Consider the following 18,669-nt stretch of genomic DNA (forward strand, 5'->3'; position numbering starts at 1 on the left):
AGGAGCGGCACCATGACGGACACATTGATCACGGCTGGCCGGGTCATCACCGGCCCCAACGGCACCAGCGTCACCGATGGCGCCGTTCTCGTCCGCGGGGACCGGATCGCCGCGGTCGGCCCACGTGCGGAGCTCGAGCAGCTCGCGGCCCACGGACTGCGTACCGTGTCCTTTCCGGACGGCACCGTGCTGCCGGGCCTGATCGATGCCCACACGCACCTCATCTTCGATGCGAGTCCCGACCCTGTGGCTGCCGTCCAGGCCAGCAGCGACGAGGAACTGTTGGAGGGCATGGCCGAGCGCGCTGAGCAGCTGGTCCTCAGCGGGGTAACGACCGTTCGGGACCTCGGTGACCGCAACGGCCTCGCTATCCGCCTGCGCGGTGCCGTCGCCTCTGGCGCCTTGCACGGACCGCGCATCCTGTCGGCAGCAACACCGTTGACATCCCGCGGCGGTCACTGCCACTTCTTCGGCGGAGAGGTCGAGGGCGAGCAGGCCATCCGGGAGATGGTGCGGCGCAATGCCCGTCTCGGAGCGGACGTGATCAAGGTGATGGGCACGGGTGGGGGAATGACCAAGGGCGGTCCTGCCATCTGGCAGAACCAGTTCACCGAAGCCGAACTGCGCGTCGTTGTCGAGGAAGCCCGGCGCCTCGATCTGCCCGTCGCCGTCCACGCCCACGGCACCGACGGCATCGCTGCCGCCGTTGCCGCCGGCGTGGACACCATCGAGCATTGCACCTGGATGACCGAAGGCGGCGAATTCGACCTCCGGGACGACCTCCTCGCCGAAATCAAGTCCCAAGGCATCTACGTGTGCACCGCGACCAGCCCCAACTGGAGGGCGTTCGCCGAACGGGTTGGCCACGACCGCGCGGAGCACCTGTTCTCCTCCATGCGCTGGATGGCCGACGGTGGGGTGCCCATGATCGCCGGCACTGACGCCGGTGTGACGCGGGCGGTCTTCAACAAGTTCGTCAATAGTCTGGAGTTCTACGAGTACCTGGGAATTCCCAACGAGAAGATCCTCGACATGGCCACCATCGACGCAGCCCAGGCTCTGAGGAGCACCGACACCGGCCGCCTGGCCAAGGGGCTGCGCGCAGACATCCTCGCTGTTGACGGAAACCCTCTCGACAACATCACCACCCTGCGTAACGTCCAACTAGTGGTTGCGGACGGCAGAATGATCCAGAACTGAGTTGCGCTTCGCCGGAAGTCCGGCCAGCTACCTGCTCTGATTCAACGCTTCGTGGTAAGCCGTGGACCGTCCCCGCCGCCGCACCCAAGACGAGCTGGCGTTCCTGGCCCGCTACGCCGCGTCCTGATACCGCAGGGCACTGGAAACGGACCAGGGCTCAGCACGTGCTGCGGCCTCGCCGTGGTCACATGCGACGCTCGGTGAAGTCGCCGCTCGCGGGCGGCGAGGTGGGTACCACGGCCCGGGTGATGGCGCCCAGGGTGGCCCAGTCGCAGAGCACGCCCCCCATGGTGGATAGGAGGTCGGCCACCCGGTAGATCTCCACTTCCTCCGGAAGTGCCGTCTCATCGGTGGCGCTCCGTCGGGCTTTGAGATCGCCGAACTCTTCCTCCGACAGCTCCAGGCACACCACATTGCGTCGAGAGGCAAGAAGGTTCGACTCTGGGCGGGGCCCCAAACCGCGCAGCCGGTCCTTGTCGACCGTGAGGCCGAGTTCGGAAACCAGCGTCAGAATGGTCCGATCGGAGCTGTCTCCGCGACGGTAGAAGCTGAGGTCCAGGTCCACGCTGGGAAGACGTACGGGGAAGCGCGTTGGGGCAGTGATGACCGGCTCGGTTCCCAGGCAGTTGGGATCGCGCAGGACCATGACCTCACTGTCCGTCCAAACCGGGCGCAGTACGCAGACGACGATGCTCAGCACGTTTGTGCGGCCGACCACGAGTTCGTCGGTGACCTGGTGGTCGGGGTGGCGGATGCGTGCGTTCATCGCCCACCAGGACGCGTACTCGGGGTGGTTGGGGTGGCGGGGTGCCCACTCACTTGAGGCTGCGATGAGGGTCCGGTCCGCGTCATGCAGAGCATCTCGCCAGTAGTGGTACCCGGTGTTTCGTGCCAGGGAGAGTGGCACGTGCCGTTGGCCGCCCCGGCGGTTCCAGCCACGGTCAAGGCGCTTCAATACGCGGGCCGCGGCATCACAGGGCGTATGCGCGAGGGAGACGGAGCGCTGCTCGGCCCAGGCGCGTGTAGCTTCATCCGGCTCGGTCACCTGGAGGGTGAGGCGGTCGGCAGCATCCTCCAGGTCGATAATGCCGCCCGGCCTCAGCAATGGTGCGAGGTCAGTGCCCGGTGCTGGGTTAATGACGATTTCGTCGGCCCATGTGTATGCGTCGTGGAGCCATTGACTGTGCTCCTGCGACGCCGACTTGCCGCCCTGGTGTGGGATGAGCACAACGAGGCGGCCATCGCCCCTCAGCGGCCAGCCGTCCTTCAGTGCCGTGATGAGGTCATTCCGCCAGGAGGACGACTCGGGCGACGAGTCGGCCAGGAGTACCGAGGCGTCCCAAGACAGGGGCATCGGCTGTCCGGCGTGGACGACTGCGAAGCGCCGGTCCCAGTCCGGGATCGGCTCCAGATCAGCAGGGGGTACGTCCGCGGAATCGTAGCGGTCGTCGAAGCTGACCTCGAACGACGCTGGCGGTTCGGAGCACACGTGTCGCTCGTCATCGATGGTCCAGGTGACAGCGGTCAGCCGACCGCTGCGCCCTTGATGCACACCGGCGGTGACCACGACCTCAGTGCTCATGGACGGCGCACCACTGACAGCTAGGAGCGACCTGTCGACAATCCGCGTGAGTGTCTGCACGGAGTGCTCGAAGACGGTCTTGCCGGAAGCCGCATACCTGGCGCCGCCGCCGGAAGCGTCGTAGGCAGCAAGCTCCTCGGAGGTCAGGGTGTCCTCATAGGGGACGCCATGGGGTGCCTGCAGAGCGGCCCAACGCCGCCAAATGCGACCTTCCGAGGGAGGAGGTCCTGAGAACTCGCCGCGTTCGCCCTTGACGGCCTCGATCTCGCGCTCGAGGAGGCCCTCCAGCTGTGGGGAGCCTGTGAACTGGCCGTCTTCATCGAGAAGTTCGTTGATCCGGCTCCTGGTCATCTCGACGTACCCACCCTCAACGGTAGTCGCGCCCTGGTCGAGCGGGCCGGGGAGGAGAGTCGAGAGGTCTTGGTGCAGCTGCTGCGGATCAGATAGCCGGTAGCGCACGGCCCAGGGGGAGATGTCGTCGATCGCAGTGCCGTCGTCAACCGCGATGAGTGCGTAGATCAGGCTGAGTACGTCCGTCTCGGCCCCGGCCAGTCCTCGGAACTGCCTTGCCCGAGCTCGGGCGTTGTCCCAGTGCGGTACGACCCTGTTCGCCATGCAGGGATCCTAGCGAGCAGGTCGGCTGGTCGGGCCCGCCGGGACGGGACGCGTGGATCGGATGATGAGCACTGCGCGGCGGGTGCCGTCAACGGACTTGGCGCGCATTGCCTACTCCGCTGCGGCAGTGCGTCGAGCGATCACGTCCGGCATATCCTCCTCGCGCCCGAGTCGGCCTCACGAATGACCTTCAAGATCACCTGGCGAAAGTCCTGGCGGACGGGGAGAACGTTCGGCCGCGTGGCCAGCCAAGCCGCAGCAGCCGCCACCACGAGCAAGGTGCCCTCGTCAGCCTCTTTCCGCTGGCGATTAGGGGCTGTCTGGCAGGTCGAGTGACAGGACCCGTCGGACATGCCCTGCCGCATATTCAGGGTGACGCGGTTACCACCAGGGATCCATCTTTGATCCGTCGCGTCTCCCTGACCGTAAGGGCCGGAGATTGGTAGACCAGCGCGCCACGGCGGTACAGCCAGTACTCGAATCGCGTCGCGTGCTCTAGGGCACGTCGCTGTTGCGGGTCGGCGTCGGGCAGAGTCAGCTCGACGAATCCCCTGCCGTCGCGCAAGACCCCCTGAGACAGGATGTCTCCGGTGATCGTCACCGAGATGGTGGCGGTAATGAGCTGGACGGCGTCACCGTGCATCGGGCGGAGCCCAGGGAACATCATTCCGCTTCCTCGGGCTTGCGCTCGCGAACATTGGCGGTCACGCATGGTGCTATCTCGTCGGACATGCACGCACCCCCACTGCTACCTGGGCGTTCCACGCCGCTGCCCGTGCTACCGCCTTCTTGCGGCCAAACAGCATCTCGCGATCCTCCCGCAGGGTTTAGACGTCTCATTGTGACAACCGGCCGTGGCTGACGTCACCCCGTTGGGCTCGGGTACGACGTCCCGCAGACGTCTGCACCCGTCGGCGGCAGCACGCGCGTCACCGATCCGTGACTACGCCGTCGCAGCCGTGCACCGGGCGATGACCAGCGGCACGTCCTCCTCCCGCAACGCAAGGTGGCGGGTGGGCTCGGGATCGTGCAGGTGCGTCTTGAGGACGATCTCCCACAGCTCGGCGCGCTGGTCGTCGCTGTAGTGCTCGGTGAGCTGATACCAGTGCATGATCACCTGCCAGGTGAAGCGCTGCGGCTCAGGGCTGGCCTGCCAGTCCATCTGAAGGTGATGGTGGTCCTTCGCGGAGGCGATCGTGCCGCGCAGGTCGTCAGGGACCGCTTCCGGATTGCTCGCGCGCTCCAGGATGTCGGCAAGGTCCTCGGCACAGGTCGGACGGGGAGGCAGCGGGTCGTGGAGGCGGGGCGGGGGCCCGTCTTTGACGGTGCCTGCCGGCCGCCGAGGCCAGCGGTGATCGTAGGAGCGCTTGAGCTGGTCCGCGTCGATTTCCTCCGCGTCGTCAGAGTCGTCAAGGTCGACGACATACCCTTCAGGCCCGACCATGGTCTGGGTATCGTCGTCGGCGACCCAGCCTGATTGGACCACGTACCCTCGGTGCCCTTTGAACTCGCCGTCGGTGACGCGGACACGCGTGAACTTGGGGTAGCCGCCCTGCTGAGCGATGATCGCGGCCTGGACGACGACGGCCGACCAGTTCGTGCAGACTTCGAGGGCCGGGTCGGGGAGAGCGCTGCCGACGCCGCGGCTCATGCCGCCCCATCTCGGCTCGGGCACCGCCGCGTCCAGCGCCCCGCTGCCGCGGCGGGGGAATGCACCGAACAGATCTGCCGACCGGTTGCGTGGCCGGATGGGTGCGCTCGGATCCCAGGTTCGGGTCAGCCACCGCCAGCGCTCAGCCACCGGATCGTCGGGGTCGGCCTGCAGGGTGAGGTCGTGACCTGCACCGGGCAGTACGTCGTTCACCAGCGCACTGACCCGGGCGTCGTCCCACAGATGCCACAGAACCTTCGTCCACGGGACCTTGTCGACCGGCAGTCCGTCGCGCAGGTGCAGGCTGTAGAGGACTACGGCGGTGATGTCCCGGATCGCGACATCATCCCAGCAGTCCTCATCCATGGCTCCGGGGCGCTCCGCGGCGGTTGCCGCGGTGGCACGGCGTACGGCCTCGTCCCACGGGCAGACGGCCGTCGCCTTCCGAATGCGCATTGATGACTCCCTGTGCTCAGTGTCCTGCCGGTCTAGAAGACGAATTTGCCCATCTTCGCTCCCATGTCCGCGAGTTCGTAGACTGCTGCAGCCCGATCGGGCACAACCTCGGCTTGGTCGTACAGCCAGGTGACCAGAGCAGCCATCGCGTGCACCGTGGCGACGGGGTGCTGGAGCAGCTGCTCACAGGCCGGGTCAGTGACCACCAGTCGGCTCTCTGCGAAGGTCTCCAGCTGGTCCAGGCCGGCCTCCCAGTGCGTAGCAGGGCACAGGCCACCCAGCAGAGGGCGCGCTCCGGACGCCCATGCGACAGGATCGACGGCAGCGCCGCTGTCGTCGAGGAGCTTGGCGCCGAAGCCCCCGAGCCTGGTCACCATGGCCTGGACCATGGACACCGGCACCCACGAGGACAACACTTCGGCGACCTGGGACCTGGGGCTGCCCGCCATCGCCGAGGTCTCCACAAGCAGTTCATCGGCTTGCATTCGGGTGGCGAAGTCCTCTTCGCTCTCATCCGGCCGGCGCGGTGCGAACAGGCCCTCCGGGAGACCGTCAGCGCCGTTCTTCGCAAATTCGAGATAGGCCAGGAGGATCAACCATCCGTACACGTCGGTGCCGATCTCCCAGCGCGTGTACGAGGAGAGCCTCCCCGGCCTCCCGTCATCCATGTTGGGCGTCTGGCGTGGCTCTCGGGCGAACTCCCGAACCGGCACGGGACGTCCCTCCTGCTGGTCCCGAAGCTGCTTCATGCGCCGTCGCTTCGCCTCGCCCATCGGGTTCCCTCCCGCCGCACGCCGGTGCTCGGCGCACCGACTCCCTCTCATCAGATCACGTTGCGGCGGGCCAGTATCAAGCCCCGAGGCACACTCCCCCACCAGCCACCGGCCCGCCGTGCCCACCTCTGCATGTCTGGACATCAGGGGGAAGCGCCCAGTGGGATCGTGGCGACCGGCTCCCATGAGATTTCCCAGGCCGCGGTCCCCCTGTCGTGGGCACGCTCGCGGAACTGGACGTCGAGCAGGTGCACGCAGGTGACATGGAAGGGTGCGTGGCTGGGCGTGATCCTACGCAGGGCGCTTTGGAGGGTGTCGCTGCTGGCTGTGTCCCAGCTGTACCCGAGGGACATGTGGTGTCGGCCGCCGTCGTGCTGGATCGTCTCGGGACCGCGGGCTTCGCGGAACGCCTCGCGAACCCGGCCTTTCAGATCGGCCAGGGGGGCGTCGGGTGAGAGGTCCAGCAGGGCACCGGCCTTGTTGGCGATCGGTGAACCGGCCAGCACGCGGAACGGCACCGCGTCGTAGAGGTGTTTGCGCAGGGCCGCGGTGAGAGCCTCGCGGTCGTCACCAGTGATGTGGTCCGCGGTGGTGTCGGCGACCATCTCGACGGTCACGTGGATCAGGCCGTCGCTCAGCGGGGTGATCGGATATGGCTTCATCGCCTCCCGGCACGCTCTCACGAGCTGCGCGAGGTCCTGGTCCACAGTGAGGTCGGGGAGCAGGTAGGCGTGCAGGACACGGGCGCCGTCGCGCCACGGGGTTCCCGCGAACTGTGGTGCGAATTTCCTCATGACGGCCGACTTCCTCCTGCCCTTGCGCCGACCTGCTGCTCGGCGCTCCGGCGTCCCTGGCCAAGCGGTACCTCAGCGAGCACGTTCCAGGTGTACCCGTCCCGCCAGGTCTGCTGCTGGTCCACGAGGACGACCCGCCTCACGGTCATCCTGGCCCGGGGCGGCCGGAGTTTGACGAGTGCCCGTGAGAGTTCGTCGTGGTCCCATTGGGCGCCGCTGTACGCGAGGCTCATGTGTGGCCAGAAACCGTCTTCCGGGGCTGCCGGCATTGTCTCCGGGCCGACGACGCCTTCGGTTGCGCGGCGCAGGGTCCAGAACAGTTCGGAGATCCGGCCTTCTGGATAGATCGCTGGGACGACTCCGTTGTGGAGGGCCTGGGCCGGGCCGATTTCGAGGTCGAACGGCTCGAAGTCGCGCAGCGCCGCCTGCCCAGCGGCGGCGACCGCGGCGGCCTGGGCCGGAGTGAGTGGGCCGATGGACTGCAGGGTCGAGTGCAGCCACTCGATGGGCACCGGGCTCAGCTCGGGGTGGCGGCTGAGGATCTCGGCGTGGGCACGGGCGAAGTTGTGCACGGCTGGTTGGCCGTCGAACAGCAGATGCCAATGCGCGCGGCGCTCGTCCGCCGGCCAGTGATGCGTTGCCCAGAAGTCCCTCATCACGCACCACCCTCTACCTTGCTGGGATCAACGTCCACCCAGATCGGGAGATGGTCCGACCCCACCTTCGCGGCCTTGCTGCGGTGGGCTCCGTACGCCACGAGCGCGGGAGCTGCGGGGCGGGTGGCGAGGATGAGATCGATGCGGCGCGGCCCCCAAGGGTCGGGATCACCCTCGCCATCCTCCCAGTGGCCGACAGTCGGGTGCGGAGGGACTCCCAGATGAACTGCGGCGTCGACCATGAAACCGCGGCGTAGGAGGGCGCGGGTCTGTTCCCGGTCGGCCAGCTGGTCGCCACCAATCGTCTCAGGGATCACCTGGTATTCGAGATCGTCATGATCCTGGTTCACGTAGGGCTCGGCGTCGTAGTAACGCTGTAGGCCGCCCTCGGTGACCGTTGCAGCAGACGGGGCATTGAAGTCACCGATAACGAACCCCGGCTCGGCGCCACCAGTACACCGGTACATGCCTTTCACCCGCAGAGCCTCATTGGCACGGAAGTCCGGGCGGAATGGGTCACCATGGTAGGAGCCCACCTTGACCGATTTGCGCGCACCGATGTCGAAGCGTGCGCTGGTGAATCCGTGCCAGAAGTCCGGTGCTCCGTAAGGGCGGTAGCTGCCGGGAACTACAGCTGCCGCGTTCGGGTCCCACAAGAGCGCCGTGTACCACGGGCGGTGGGAGTTCGCAGCCATAGCGGTGCCGTATGGGTGCCCGGGTGTGGCGTCGACGGTTGCAGTCAGCCCGCAGTCGGCGGCAAATGCCTGGATGGCCTCAGCGGCCGTCTCGTCCCACTCTTGCTTGGCGGTGGCGCTTTCGTCGACCACAACCTCTTGGAGACCGAGAATGTGTGCGCCGATTTCACGAACTGCGGTGACACGCGCCTGCCAGGCGGCGCTGCCACGCGCATCGAGTTTGAGCTTGTAGGCGTTCAGATTCGCGATGCGTATCACTGTTTCCTCCTGTTCCAGGTCAGGAACTGTTTCGGATGCGGTCTAGATCTGCGTCGAGGACGGGCAGGTCGGGGTTAGTCGCGTAGCTGCTGCTCGCGTGCCCATTCGCCAAGGTCGGCTTTGTGTGCGGCCTGCACGGCGTCGACGGCTTTCGGTCTCCGGCCTACCAGGGCGGCTCATGTGCGTGCCCCGCGTTGCTCACCGTCAGGCTGGGTTTCCTCGGAGGTGACCTGGTAGGACAGCAACTGCTGGAACAGGCCCGGTTGCTGGGAGAGCTGTTGGTAGGTGCCCTCCTGCACGATCTTTCCCTCGTCGAGGACCACGATCCGGTCGGCCACGGCGACGTTGGTGATGCGGTGGGTCACCAGCAGCACCACCCGGTCCTGTGCCAGGGCCCGTAGCCGCTGGAAAATCCGGTACTCCGCCCTCGGGTCCAAGTTCGCGGTCGGCTCGTCGAGGACCAGCAGCCCCGCCCCTTTGAAGAACGCCCTTGCGAGAGCGATGCGTTGCCACTGGCCACCGCTCAGCTCCTCGCCGTTGAGCCACTCGCGGGCGAGGAGGGTGTCCAATCCGGCGCCGAGCTTGTCGACGACTTCGTCGGCGCCGGCGGCCTCGCACGCCTCACGCACGGCCGCATCGCCGCGCGGCGAGGGCTGTCCGAGGGTGACGTTCTCGCGCACTGTCAGGGGCCAGTGCGCGTAGTCCTGCGGCACCAGGGCCACCTGCTGCCACAGCGCCTGCGGGTCGGCGTCGCCGGCAGGGGTGCCGTCCCACAGCACCTGCCCATCCGTGGGCAGGTACAGGCCGCTGACCAGCTTCGACAGTGTCGACTTGCCCGAGCCGTTGAAGCCGACCAGGGCGGTGACCTCGCCACGGCGCAGAGTTAGCGAGACGTCGGACAGCGCGTCTTGGTCCTTGCCCGCATAGCGGTGGGAGACCGCCTTGATCTCGATCTTCTGCGGCGGCTTGGGCCGGTGCGTGCCCCGGCGCATGCGGAACCCGCCGGCCTTGTCCAGGAAACCGCTCCAGTCGTCCATGTACAGACCCGTGCGTACCGCCCGCGCCCCGATGGCCACCAGGCCGCGGACCGACTGTCCCACCGTCTGCAAGGCGAAGACGGCCGTACCGGCGTGCCCGACGCTGATGCGGCTGGTTGCCAGCAGCCACACGACCGCCGCCCACACCAGTGCCGAACCGAGCCCTCCGCACAGCGCGCCGACCAGGGACATGCGCGCTCCCTTGTCGGCTGCGGCCCGGTCCTCGCGGTTGATCCGGGCGACCGTCTGCCGGTAGCGGCCGGACAGGAAGCCGGCCATGGTGCCGGCGCGGATCTGGTCGGCGGCCTCGCGGGTGTAGATGTGCCAGCGCAACACCGACAGCATCCGGTTGTCGCCGTTGCTGCGCAGGTTCGCCAGGTAGCGCACGCGTGCGGCGCTGACCTGGGCCAGGGCCTGCGGCAGGCTGGCCGCCACCAAAAGTGGCAGGAGCACCCAGTGAACCCCGGCCAGCACGACGGCCCCGGCGAGGAAGGAGGCCGTCGAGGCGATCAGGTCCTGCCCCTCGTCGATCAGGTCCCCGGTGACTTGCGCTCCGCGGTCGGCGGCCTCGCGGTCGCGGTTGAAGTCGGGCTCGTCGTAGGCGCACAGCTCCACCTCGGCGCAGCCCGTCAGCAGCATCTGCTCGGCCTCACGCGACATCAGCGGGCCCAGCCGGGAGGAGAGCCAGTTGACAGTGATCCCCAGGAGCGCCCGCACACCAGATGCACCGGCCAACAGGACCACCGACGGCCACGCCTGCAGGAGCCGGTGGTAGACATCCCCGCTGGCCAGCAGCGCAGTCAGGGTCCCGCTGATCGCGACCAGGCCCAGGGCCTGCATCACACCGGCGACCCCCTGGCACAGCAGGAGGCCGACGGTCGCTGCCCGGTCGACCCGCCAGGCGAGGGCCAACGACCTGCGCACCAACCGCGGCAGGCGCCTGGCCATGTCGCTCATCCGGATCGACCGGCCAGCCGCTTCACGGCTGCCGGTCAAGTCCACGTACCGCATCTGCGACCCCGGATCGGTCGCCTCTGCCGCGGTGCCCGGCATTGCTCCAGGGGGGACGTCATATCCGTCCTGCGGTCCGGCAGGTCTCGTGGCGGTCGGAGGCGGCTGAGGGGAGGTGCGCGGCCCCGGGACACGGTCGGCTGATGCATCGGTGGGTTCGCTCATGCCCCCCACCCCGAATCGGGGCGTGATGAGTGGCGAGCACTGCGGGCGGAAACGTCAACAAGGCGCCCCAAGACACCCATGGACAGACGGGGGTCCAGCTGCCGATGTTCGATATCGATAGGGGACACGACGGGGATGACTACGGGATGCATGGTTCCTCCAGAAGAGTCGCCGATGAGTACAGGTGCTCTAAGAACGGCCCCGATCGGACACCCGTAACGGGCACACCGGAGGCAAATGCTGAACATGAGTTCCCATCGTCGACTCGGGCTGTGCGGCCGTTGGCCTGCGCGTGTCTGCGGGTGCTCGAACAGCTCGAATCAGTCCTTTGAGGTATTGCGGCACGGGATTGACGGGGGGGTGATCTCAACCCGGACACGGGTTGCGCGCTTACCGGCGAGCCGTTCTGGCTCCGCTGAGACGTTGCTGCGGAGCAGTTGGCCAGCGGGGTGAAGTGCCCGCCAGGCTTCAGCCATGCCTGCGCAACGGCTAGCTGTCGAAACGGGTGTTGGATGAGTTGATTAGGGCCAGCCGACGTCCTGCGCCACGAGCCACATGAGGCCAATCCATCCACTGGCGATCACGACGAAAACCAGGAACAGGAGGATGAATGTCGCGGCACGTATGGGCGGGTCAGGTTCTGGTGGCTCCGGCGCGGTATGGCCGTGGATGTGCGCCGCGCGCAGGCAGTCAGGGCAGTTGGGGTGGTGCGTCATCGCAGGGTGGTCACCTCGCCACGTCGGGGGTGCTCTTCACGGAAGCCTCCTTGGGGGTCATGCGCGGGTGAGCCAGCGGTGGCGTTCGGAGTCGGTGACGATGTGCTGATGGTGGGAGATCTCCAGCTGGGCGAGGTGGGCGTAGTGCTCGACGACGTCGGGACCGAGGGCGTCGCGGACGATGGAGCTGTTGCGGAGGGCCACCTGTGCCTGCTTCAGCGTGCTCGGGAGGGGTGGACCTCCTTCCCGGTAGGCGTTGCCTGTCTCTGGCGGTCCGGGGGTGAGCGCGTTGTCGACTCCGTGGTTGATGGCGGCGACGGCTGCGGCGAGCGCCAGGTAGGGGTTGGCGTCCGCCCCGGGGACGCGGATCTCCAGGTGTCGGCCTTCGCCGTGGCCGACGACGCGGATGGCGCAGGTGCGGTTGTCGTAGCCCCAGCTGGCGGTGGTGGGCGCGAAGGAGTCCGGGACGTAGCGCTTGTAGGAGTTGATGTTCGGCGCGTACAGCACCGCCGTCGGTGGCAGAGCGTCGAGCAGTCCAGCGGTGGCGTGCCGGCCAAGTGTGGACAGGGCGCCGTCAGCGCCGATGATCGCGTTGGTGCCGTTCTTCCACAGCGAGATGTGCAGGTGGAGGCCGTTGCCCACGCCGGTAGTGGGGGCTGCCATGAAGGTAGGGGTGAGACCTGACCGGCCGCCGATGGCGCGGACGGCGTGTTTGAACGCAAGGTGCCCGTCACAGGCGGCCAGGGCCTCGCCGTAGGGGAAGGTCACCTCCACCTGACCGGGGCCACTTTCCGTTTTAACCGCCTCGACGGGAAGGCCGGCGCCGGCGAGGGCTGCCTGCAGGCGGCGGAAAAACCGGTCCGCGGCCGGCGGGTGGTCCAGGGCGTAATCCAGGTTCCCCATGGCCAGGGGCCGCAGATCCTGGTAGCCACGTTCAGCGGCTTCCTCGGGGGTTCCCTGGTAGACCACGAACTCGCATTCCAGACCCGCCTTAAGGTGAAGGCCATGGCGGGCCAGGCGGGCCAGCTGTCGGCGCAGCATCTGGCGCGGAGCCACCTCGACTGGGCTGCCGTCGTGATCGACGGCGTCGCCGAGGACCAGGGCAGTCTTCGGCATCCACGGAGCAAAGCGCAGCGTCGTGAGGGCAGGGGTGACGGCCAGGTCCTGGTAACCGGTGGCCCATGAGGTCAGGCCGAAGCCGCTGGTGGGGGTCATGTCGACGTCGGTGGCCAATACGTAGGCGCACATGTCTGCCCCGCCCGTGGCGACGCGGTCGAGGAAGTGCCGCGCGCCGTAGCGTTTGCCCTTCACCCGGCCCTGTAGGTCGGGGATAGCCAGCACCACCGTGTCGATCCGTCCAGAGCCGACCAAGTGGTGCAGCTGGTCGAGGGTGAGCTGACCCGACGCGGCATGCCCCTGTCGTTGCCCCGGAGGCGCGGCCACGGGGGCATCGGCGCCATTACCGGACTTGGCCGAGAACTTCACACGATCTCCTGGTCAAAGTGGTCGGAAGAGCGGTCGAGGCTCTGGGCGGGCATGTCGTAGGTGCGCTTGCCCGCGGCCCGCCACCACAGCCAGGCCAGCGACAGCACGGCGAGCAGCGCGAGGGGTGCGTAGTTGAAAGTGGCGACGGAGATCGGGCTGGTCTGGGGCAGGCAGAACAGGAAGGTGACGAATGCCACCCAGGCCACGGCGATGGTGCCGACCGTCACGCCCCACCGGCCCAGGTTCCACGGTCCGGGCCGGAACCGGTTGCGGTGCTTGACGCGCAGGAAGATCGGGATGGCGTAGGCGGGGGTGATGCCGATGACGTTGATGCTGGTGATCGCCGCGTAGGCGGTCGGGCTGTACAGGCTCGGCGCGGCGAGCAGGGCCGCGGCGCCGACGGTCAGCCACACCGCGTGGCGGGGCGTACCGGTGCGGGTGTGGACCCGCCGCCACAGGCCCGAGCCCGGCAGTGCGCCGTCCCGGCTGAACGCGAACACCATCCGGGAGGCGGCGGCCGTCTCGGCGTTGCCGCAGAACAGCTGGGCGATGATGACGATCAGCAGCAGCGCCTTCGCGCCGGACACTCCCAGGGCGTCCAGGAAGATCTGGGCGGGTGGAACGCCGGTCGCGGTGGCGCGGGTTGCGGTGTAGTCCTGGATGGCGAACGTGAGACCGGCCAGCAACGCGAACCCAGCGAGCCAGGACCAGCCAATGGCCCGCATGATGCCGCGGGAGGCGCTGACTTGGGCGTTGGTGGTCTCCTCCGACAGGTGCGCGGAGGCGTCGTAGCCGCTGAAGGTGTACTGCGCGAGCAACAGGCCGATCAACGTCACGTACACGGGGCTGGACCAGCCGGTGTGGTTGATGAACTCGCCGAAGACGAAGCCGGGTTCCTGGTGGTGGGCGGGAACGATGGCCAGGGCGCCGACGATCACGGTGACACCGGCCAGGTGCCACCAGACGCTGATGCTGTTGAGGATGCTGACCAGCCGGACACCGAACAGATTCAATGTGGCGTGCAGGGCGAGGATGATCAGGTAGATGACCACGGTCTTGCCCGCAGTGGGCTCGAAGCCGAATTGCAGGTTCAGCCAGGCACCGGTGAACAGCGCGGCTCCGTAGTCAATGCCGGCGATCGCGCCGAGCAGTCCGAGCAGGTTGAGCCAGCCGGTGTACCAGCCCCATTTGCGGCCGCCGAGCTTCTCTGCCTGGTAATACAGGGCCCCGGACGTCGGGTAGGCGGAGGTGACCTCGGCGAGCCCGGCGCCGACGAACATCACCATCACGCCTACGGCGATCCAGCCCCACATCATCACCGCGGGGCCACCGGTGGTCAGACCGAAGCCGTACAGCGTCATGCAGCCGGAGAGCACGCTGATGACGGAGAAGCTGATCGCGAAATTGCCGAACGGACCCATACGGCGGGCGAGCACCGGCTCGTACCCCAGTTCGCGCAAGTACGCGTCATCCGGGGCACGCCGGGAGCGATCCGATCGGCGGTGCTGACCTAAGCGGAACACGAAACCTCCAGGAAGTGAAGAAAGGGGCGAACGGGCTGAACGCGCGTGTCAAGGGATGTGGAGATGTCCGGCAGGGTCACGGACGAGGGCCAGCGCGTGGAGCCTTCCTGTGTGCGTAGGCCAGCGATTCCCGGCGTGCCCGCAGCATCAGCTCCTGACCTGCGTCGTCCCCCGGGAGCCGGTCCTCCACCGAGGACCACGGTTCACGGGTCGCGTAGGGCTCCATGGAGGTGAACACCTGGGCCGCTTCGACGAACTGGTGACCGGCCCACAGCGCATACGCAAGGTGGCTCAGGTCGGTCAAAGACCGAAGAGAGGGGTCCGAGGCCCTGAACCAGTGGTGGAAGGCGTTGCGGGTGTAGGAGCGCAGTGGATCCTCGGCCCACTGCCGTCGCCACAGCGGGTGCACCCTGCCGCGCTGCATCTGCTGCCGGCACTGCTCGACTTGAGCGTATGCCGGTAGCAGGAGCAGGGGCGATCCGGCGGGCGCCCATGATGCCACCCACCGTCCGAAGTCGAAGACGGCAGCCAGCCCTCCAGATGCTGGGGCGTCCCGGGAGAGCAGGACCTGCAGGATCCGGTGGAATGCCTCCCGGTTGAACGGATCCCGTCGGTGCACCTCACCCAGCAACTGCCACGGCCCCGGCGGCAGCATCGGCTCCTTCGACGGCACACGGTGCTCCGGTCGCTGTTGACGCACATCGATCTGCGCGAGGGCCAGCAGACACACCCACGGGACTGGATCATGCGGAGCCCGGTGTGCCGCCATCTGCGCTGCATGTCGGCCACGGGTCTCGAACTCGGACACGGCGGTGTGTTGTTGGCGGTGGGCGCGCAAGGCGCGCTCCACGAAGACCCGGGCTCGCATGACCTGGGCGTCGTAGCTCTCCGGCTCCTCAGCCAGCCACACATCCATCACGTCGCTCCCGGCAGCGGTGACCGCCAGGACCTGCGTCCGAGACGTCCTCAGCGCCAGAGACCTCGTGGCGGACAACAGGTTCCGCGTGGCCGACCACCGTCCGGCTCGCAGCTCTACCAGGGCCACTCGCAGGTCATCATCGCTGCCCGCGGGGTGATATACGGGATACATCAGCGCCCCTCGCGCCAGCATTCGCTGTCGCGGCATCTCACCCCTGCGTCGGAGACGTGCGCCCCGTCGGCCGATATCCTGAGTGCTGCCTCGATCAGGCCAATATGGCTGAACGCCTGCGGGAAGTTGCCCACCTGGCGCTTGAGCCGGGGGTCCCACTCCTCCGCCAGCAGGCCCAGGTCGTTGCGGAGCGAGAGCAGCTTCTCGAAGAGCTTGCGGGCCTCCTCCACCCGGCCGATCATCGCCAGATCGTCGGCGAGCCAGAACGAGCAGGCCAGGAACGCGCCCTCCTCGCCCTCCAGACCGTCCACGCCCACGCCCTCGCCGGCGGTCGGATAGCGCAGTACGAAGCCATCCTCGGTGGTCAGTTCCCGCTGGATCGCCTCGATGGTGCCGATGACGCGCTTGTCGTCCGGCGGCAGGAAACCCATCTGGGGGATGAGGAGCAGCGAGGCGTCCAGCTCCTGGGAGCCGTAGGACTGGGTGAAGGTGTTGCGCTCCTTGTCGTAGCCCTTCTCGCAGACATCCCGGTGGATGGTCTCGCGCAGGTCCTTCCAGCGCTCCAGCGGGCCGGCGACATCGCCGGATTCGATCAGCTTGACGGTGCGGTCGACGGCGACCCAGGTCATGACCTTGGAGTGGACGAAGTGCCGGCGCGGGCCGCGGACCTCCCAGATGCCCTCGTCCGGCTCGTCCCAGTGCTTCTCCACCCAGCGGATCAGCTTCAGCTGCAGGCTGACCGCGTGGTCATCGGGTGCCAGGCCGGAGGCGTACGCGACGTGGAGGGCCTCGGTGACCTCGCCGTAGACGTCCAGCTGGAGCTGTCCGGCGGCGCCGTTGCCGACCCGTACCGGCTGTGAATTCTCGTACCCGGGAAGCCAGTTGAGCTCGTTCTCGCCGAGCTCGCGCTCACCGGCGATGCCGTACATGATCTGCAGGTTGTCCGGGTCGCCGGCGACCGCCCGCAGCAGCCACTCCCGCCAGGCCCGCGCCTCCTCGCGGTAGCCGGTGCGCAGCAGCGACGAGAGGGTGATCGCGGCGTCCCGCAGCCAGGTGAAGCGGTAGTCCCAGTTGCGGACGCCGCCGATGCACTCCGGCAGCGAGGTCGTCGGCGCCGCCACGATTCCGCCGGTCGGCGCGTACGTCAGCGCCTTGAGCGTGATCAGCGAGCGCACCACCGCATCGCGGTAGGGCCCGTGGTACGTGCAGCGCTCGACCCACTCGCGCCAGAACTCCTCGGTGGCCTCCAGCGACCCCTCGGGGTCCGCTTCGGCAGGCGGCTGGCGGTGCGAGGGCTGCCAGCTGATCGTGAATGCAATCCGTTCGCCCTGCGAGACGGTGAACTCGGAGACCACTGTTCCGTGGCGGGCGGTCGCACTTGCGGGGGTGTCCAGCCATACGGAGTCGGGCCCGGCAACCGCGACGGTCCGGCCGTCGACTGAGTGGACCCACGGCACGACCTTGCCGTACGCGAACCGCATCCGCAGCTCCGAACGCATCGAGACCTGGCCGCTGATCCCCTCCACAATGCGGATCACCTTGGGTGCGCCGTCGCGCGGCGGCATGAAGTCGACCACCCGGACCGTGCCATGTGGTGTGTCCCACTCGGATTCCAACACCAAGCTGTCGCCTCGGTAGCGGCGGCGGTCAACAGGTCGGGGGCGGGCGCCGGGAGCATGGGCCGGGGCGATGGACCAGCAGCCGTGTTCCTCGGTGCCCAGCAGCGCCGTGAAGACCGCCGGCGAGTCGAAGCGGGGCAGGCACAGCCAGTCGACCGTGCCGTCCCGGCACACGAGAGCGGCCGTCTGCATATCGCCGATGAGCGCGTAATCCTCAATGGGCATGGACATGGGTTTGTGTCCGATCGTCGTGCGGGAGCGTTCCGCGGGTAGGCACGGCAGCAAGGAACCGCCGGGTGACACGGCCTTTGGCGAACAGGCGGGATTGTTCGTAAGCGGCCTGCGCGGCCTCGCAGTAGTCGCGGGAAGACGCGAGGAGAGCGCGGGCGAGGTTCAGCAAGGCCCGGGGCCCGTGTTGCGGTTCGGCCAGCAACGCCCGTTCTCGCTGCGCGGGACCGATGAGGTAAGGCAGATTCCCGCTCCGGTAACCGATGACGGGGACTCCCACTGCCATGGCCTCAAGAGCCACCATGCCCAGTGAGCCGGATGTGGACGGCGTGACGACGATCGCGGCCCCCGAGAGCCAGGCGGGCACGGCATGCCACGGCAGCCCTCCGGACCAGCTCATGTGCGCCGCCAGATCCACCTGGCGCCGACAGGTCTCCGCCAGGACGACGCCGGCTGGTCCTGACTGCAGGTAGTGCGTGGCTGCCGCGACGCGCATCACACAGGAGCTGGCGGTGGTCCCCTGCTGCCCTGCCGCTCGCAGCAAGGCAACAATGCCGTTGGAGGTGTCCCCGACCGCGCTCAGAATGCGGATGTCCCCGGCTTGCAGACGGCCCAACACTCCGACGGGATTCGGTTCGGGCGGTTCGTGGAGGAGGGCATGAGGAACCACACACCACGTCGATGTGTCCCAGCCGCGTTGGCGCGCCGCGTCGAGGACCGCTGCCGTTGGGGCCAGAACGACATCGGCCTGTGTCAGAGCTATAGCGTCGCGGTCGTCGGGCAGTCGGTCCACCGCCAGCACCCGGCACACCCCATCGGGGAGGTTCATGCGCAGCCGGCCCAGGCCCCACAACGCGTCGGTGCACAGCACCGTGTCGGCGTTGTGCCGGTCAACCAGCGAGCGCAGCTGACGCTGAAGCCCCCACGCACCGCGGCTGATTGCGTCCCGGAGCGTGTCTGGAGGGCAGGGCAGGCTTACGGGCGAGTCGATCTGCTCCACGACCACGCCCTCGAGCCTGGGGCCAAGCATTGGCGGGGCCGCGGTGACGATCACTGCCCGGTGTCCGGCACCCACCAACCCGACGGCCAGGGCTGCGGCGGCCTTCACGGAGCCT

The 18,669-nt window shown here is 67.9% G+C and carries 15 protein-coding genes; 1 reads left to right on the forward strand and 14 read right to left on the reverse strand.

Annotated elements, in window-relative coordinates; all coding sequences use genetic code 11:
* Positions 1 to 12 precede the first annotated feature (12 nt).
* Positions 13 to 1,200, forward strand: a complete 1,188-nt coding sequence (locus tag ACGF4C_RS00605) for an amidohydrolase family protein (RefSeq protein WP_393562123.1) — start codon at positions 13 to 15, stop codon at positions 1,198 to 1,200.
* A 184-nt stretch (positions 1,201 to 1,384) separates the two neighbouring features.
* On the opposite strand, the gene ACGF4C_RS00610 is transcribed toward ACGF4C_RS00605, so the two are convergent.
* From ACGF4C_RS00610 to ACGF4C_RS00675, 14 genes are all read right to left on the reverse strand, one after another.
* Positions 1,385 to 3,397, reverse strand: coding sequence for a hypothetical protein (locus tag ACGF4C_RS00610; protein WP_393562124.1), 2,013 nt, complete (start codon positions 3,395 to 3,397; stop codon positions 1,385 to 1,387).
* A gap of 367 nt (positions 3,398 to 3,764) precedes the next feature.
* Positions 3,765 to 4,040 (reverse strand): hypothetical protein, encoded by a 276-nt coding sequence (locus tag ACGF4C_RS00615; RefSeq protein ID WP_393562126.1) that lies wholly within the window; start codon positions 4,038 to 4,040, stop codon positions 3,765 to 3,767.
* Between the two features lie 300 nt (positions 4,041 to 4,340).
* The gene (locus ACGF4C_RS00620; RefSeq protein ID WP_393562128.1) at positions 4,341 to 5,414 is read right to left on the reverse strand and encodes a hypothetical protein; all 1,074 of its coding nucleotides are present in this window, start codon (positions 5,412 to 5,414) and stop codon (positions 4,341 to 4,343) included.
* 122 nt (positions 5,415 to 5,536) lie between these two features.
* A complete protein-coding gene (locus tag ACGF4C_RS00625; protein WP_393562129.1) occupies positions 5,537 to 6,277 on the reverse strand; it encodes a hypothetical protein in 741 nt (246 codons plus the stop codon).
* A 143-nt stretch (positions 6,278 to 6,420) separates the two neighbouring features.
* Positions 6,421 to 7,071, reverse strand: coding sequence for a hypothetical protein (locus ACGF4C_RS00630; RefSeq protein WP_393562131.1), 651 nt, complete (start codon positions 7,069 to 7,071; stop codon positions 6,421 to 6,423).
* A complete protein-coding gene (locus ACGF4C_RS00635; protein ID WP_393562133.1) occupies positions 7,068 to 7,727 on the reverse strand; it encodes a 2'-5' RNA ligase family protein in 660 nt (219 codons plus the stop codon). The genes ACGF4C_RS00630 and ACGF4C_RS00635 overlap by 4 nt, the downstream gene beginning before the upstream one ends.
* Complete coding sequence (locus ACGF4C_RS00640; RefSeq protein ID WP_393562135.1) at positions 7,727 to 8,680, reverse strand: endonuclease/exonuclease/phosphatase family protein; 954 nt, start codon at positions 8,678 to 8,680, stop codon at positions 7,727 to 7,729. Before ACGF4C_RS00640 ends, ACGF4C_RS00635 begins: the two co-directional genes overlap by 1 nt.
* 176 nt (positions 8,681 to 8,856) lie before the next feature.
* Entirely contained in the window at positions 8,857 to 10,728 is a 1,872-nt protein-coding gene (locus ACGF4C_RS00645) for an ABC transporter ATP-binding protein (protein WP_393562806.1), read from the reverse strand.
* Positions 10,729 to 11,414: 686 nt separating this feature from the next.
* Positions 11,415 to 11,609: a hypothetical protein gene (locus ACGF4C_RS00650; protein ID WP_393562137.1), complete on the reverse strand. Its 195-nt coding sequence runs from the start codon at positions 11,607 to 11,609 to the stop codon at positions 11,415 to 11,417.
* A 57-nt stretch (positions 11,610 to 11,666) separates the two neighbouring features.
* Entirely contained in the window at positions 11,667 to 13,094 is a 1,428-nt protein-coding gene (locus ACGF4C_RS00655; RefSeq protein WP_393562139.1) for a glutamine synthetase family protein, read from the reverse strand.
* The gene (locus ACGF4C_RS00660) at positions 13,091 to 14,515 is read right to left on the reverse strand and encodes an amino acid permease (protein WP_393562808.1); all 1,425 of its coding nucleotides are present in this window, start codon (positions 14,513 to 14,515) and stop codon (positions 13,091 to 13,093) included. The genes ACGF4C_RS00655 and ACGF4C_RS00660 overlap by 4 nt, the downstream gene beginning before the upstream one ends.
* A gap of 178 nt (positions 14,516 to 14,693) precedes the next feature.
* Positions 14,694 to 15,533, reverse strand: a complete 840-nt coding sequence (locus ACGF4C_RS00665) for a hypothetical protein (protein WP_393562141.1) — start codon at positions 15,531 to 15,533, stop codon at positions 14,694 to 14,696.
* Positions 15,534 to 15,706: 173 nt separating this feature from the next.
* Entirely contained in the window at positions 15,707 to 17,557 is a 1,851-nt protein-coding gene (locus ACGF4C_RS00670; RefSeq protein WP_393562143.1) for a glycoside hydrolase family 15 protein, read from the reverse strand.
* Positions 17,541 to 18,662 (reverse strand): glycosyltransferase, encoded by a 1,122-nt coding sequence (locus tag ACGF4C_RS00675; RefSeq protein WP_393562145.1) that lies wholly within the window; start codon positions 18,660 to 18,662, stop codon positions 17,541 to 17,543. Before ACGF4C_RS00675 ends, ACGF4C_RS00670 begins: the two co-directional genes overlap by 17 nt.
* Between the last annotated feature and the right edge of the window lie 7 nt (positions 18,663 to 18,669).

It is taken from the genome of Streptomyces sp. NPDC048197, assembly GCF_043202395.1.
In the GTDB taxonomy this organism is placed as follows: Bacteria; Actinomycetota; Actinomycetes; order Streptomycetales; family Streptomycetaceae; genus Streptomyces; species Streptomyces siderophoricus.

What these genes read in the sequence shown, in the direction of transcription:
- ACGF4C_RS00605 (WP_393562123.1), top strand. Translation starts at nt 13, where the DNA reads ATGACGGACACATTGATCACGGCTGGCCGGGTCATCACCGGCCCCAAC.
- ACGF4C_RS00610 (WP_393562124.1), bottom strand. Translation starts at nt 3,397, where the DNA reads ATGGCGAACAGGGTCGTACCGCACTGGGACAACGCCCGAGCTCGGGCA.
- ACGF4C_RS00615 (WP_393562126.1), bottom strand. Translation starts at nt 4,040, where the DNA reads ATGCACGGTGACGCCGTCCAGCTCATTACCGCCACCATCTCGGTGACG.
- ACGF4C_RS00620 (WP_393562128.1), bottom strand. Translation starts at nt 5,414, where the DNA reads ATGGATGAGGACTGCTGGGATGATGTCGCGATCCGGGACATCACCGCC.
- ACGF4C_RS00625 (WP_393562129.1), bottom strand. Translation starts at nt 6,277, where the DNA reads ATGGGCGAGGCGAAGCGACGGCGCATGAAGCAGCTTCGGGACCAGCAG.
- ACGF4C_RS00630 (WP_393562131.1), bottom strand. Translation starts at nt 7,071, where the DNA reads ATGAGGAAATTCGCACCACAGTTCGCGGGAACCCCGTGGCGCGACGGC.
- ACGF4C_RS00635 (WP_393562133.1), bottom strand. Translation starts at nt 7,727, where the DNA reads ATGAGGGACTTCTGGGCAACGCATCACTGGCCGGCGGACGAGCGCCGC.
- ACGF4C_RS00645 (WP_393562806.1), bottom strand. Translation starts at nt 10,728, where the DNA reads ATGCGGTACGTGGACTTGACCGGCAGCCGTGAAGCGGCTGGCCGGTCG.
- ACGF4C_RS00650 (WP_393562137.1), bottom strand. Translation starts at nt 11,609, where the DNA reads ATGACGCACCACCCCAACTGCCCTGACTGCCTGCGCGCGGCGCACATC.
- ACGF4C_RS00660 (WP_393562808.1), bottom strand. Translation starts at nt 14,515, where the DNA reads ATGGGTCCGTTCGGCAATTTCGCGATCAGCTTCTCCGTCATCAGCGTG.
- ACGF4C_RS00665 (WP_393562141.1), bottom strand. Translation starts at nt 15,533, where the DNA reads ATGGATGTGTGGCTGGCTGAGGAGCCGGAGAGCTACGACGCCCAGGTC.
- ACGF4C_RS00670 (WP_393562143.1), bottom strand. Translation starts at nt 17,557, where the DNA reads ATGTCCATGCCCATTGAGGATTACGCGCTCATCGGCGATATGCAGACG.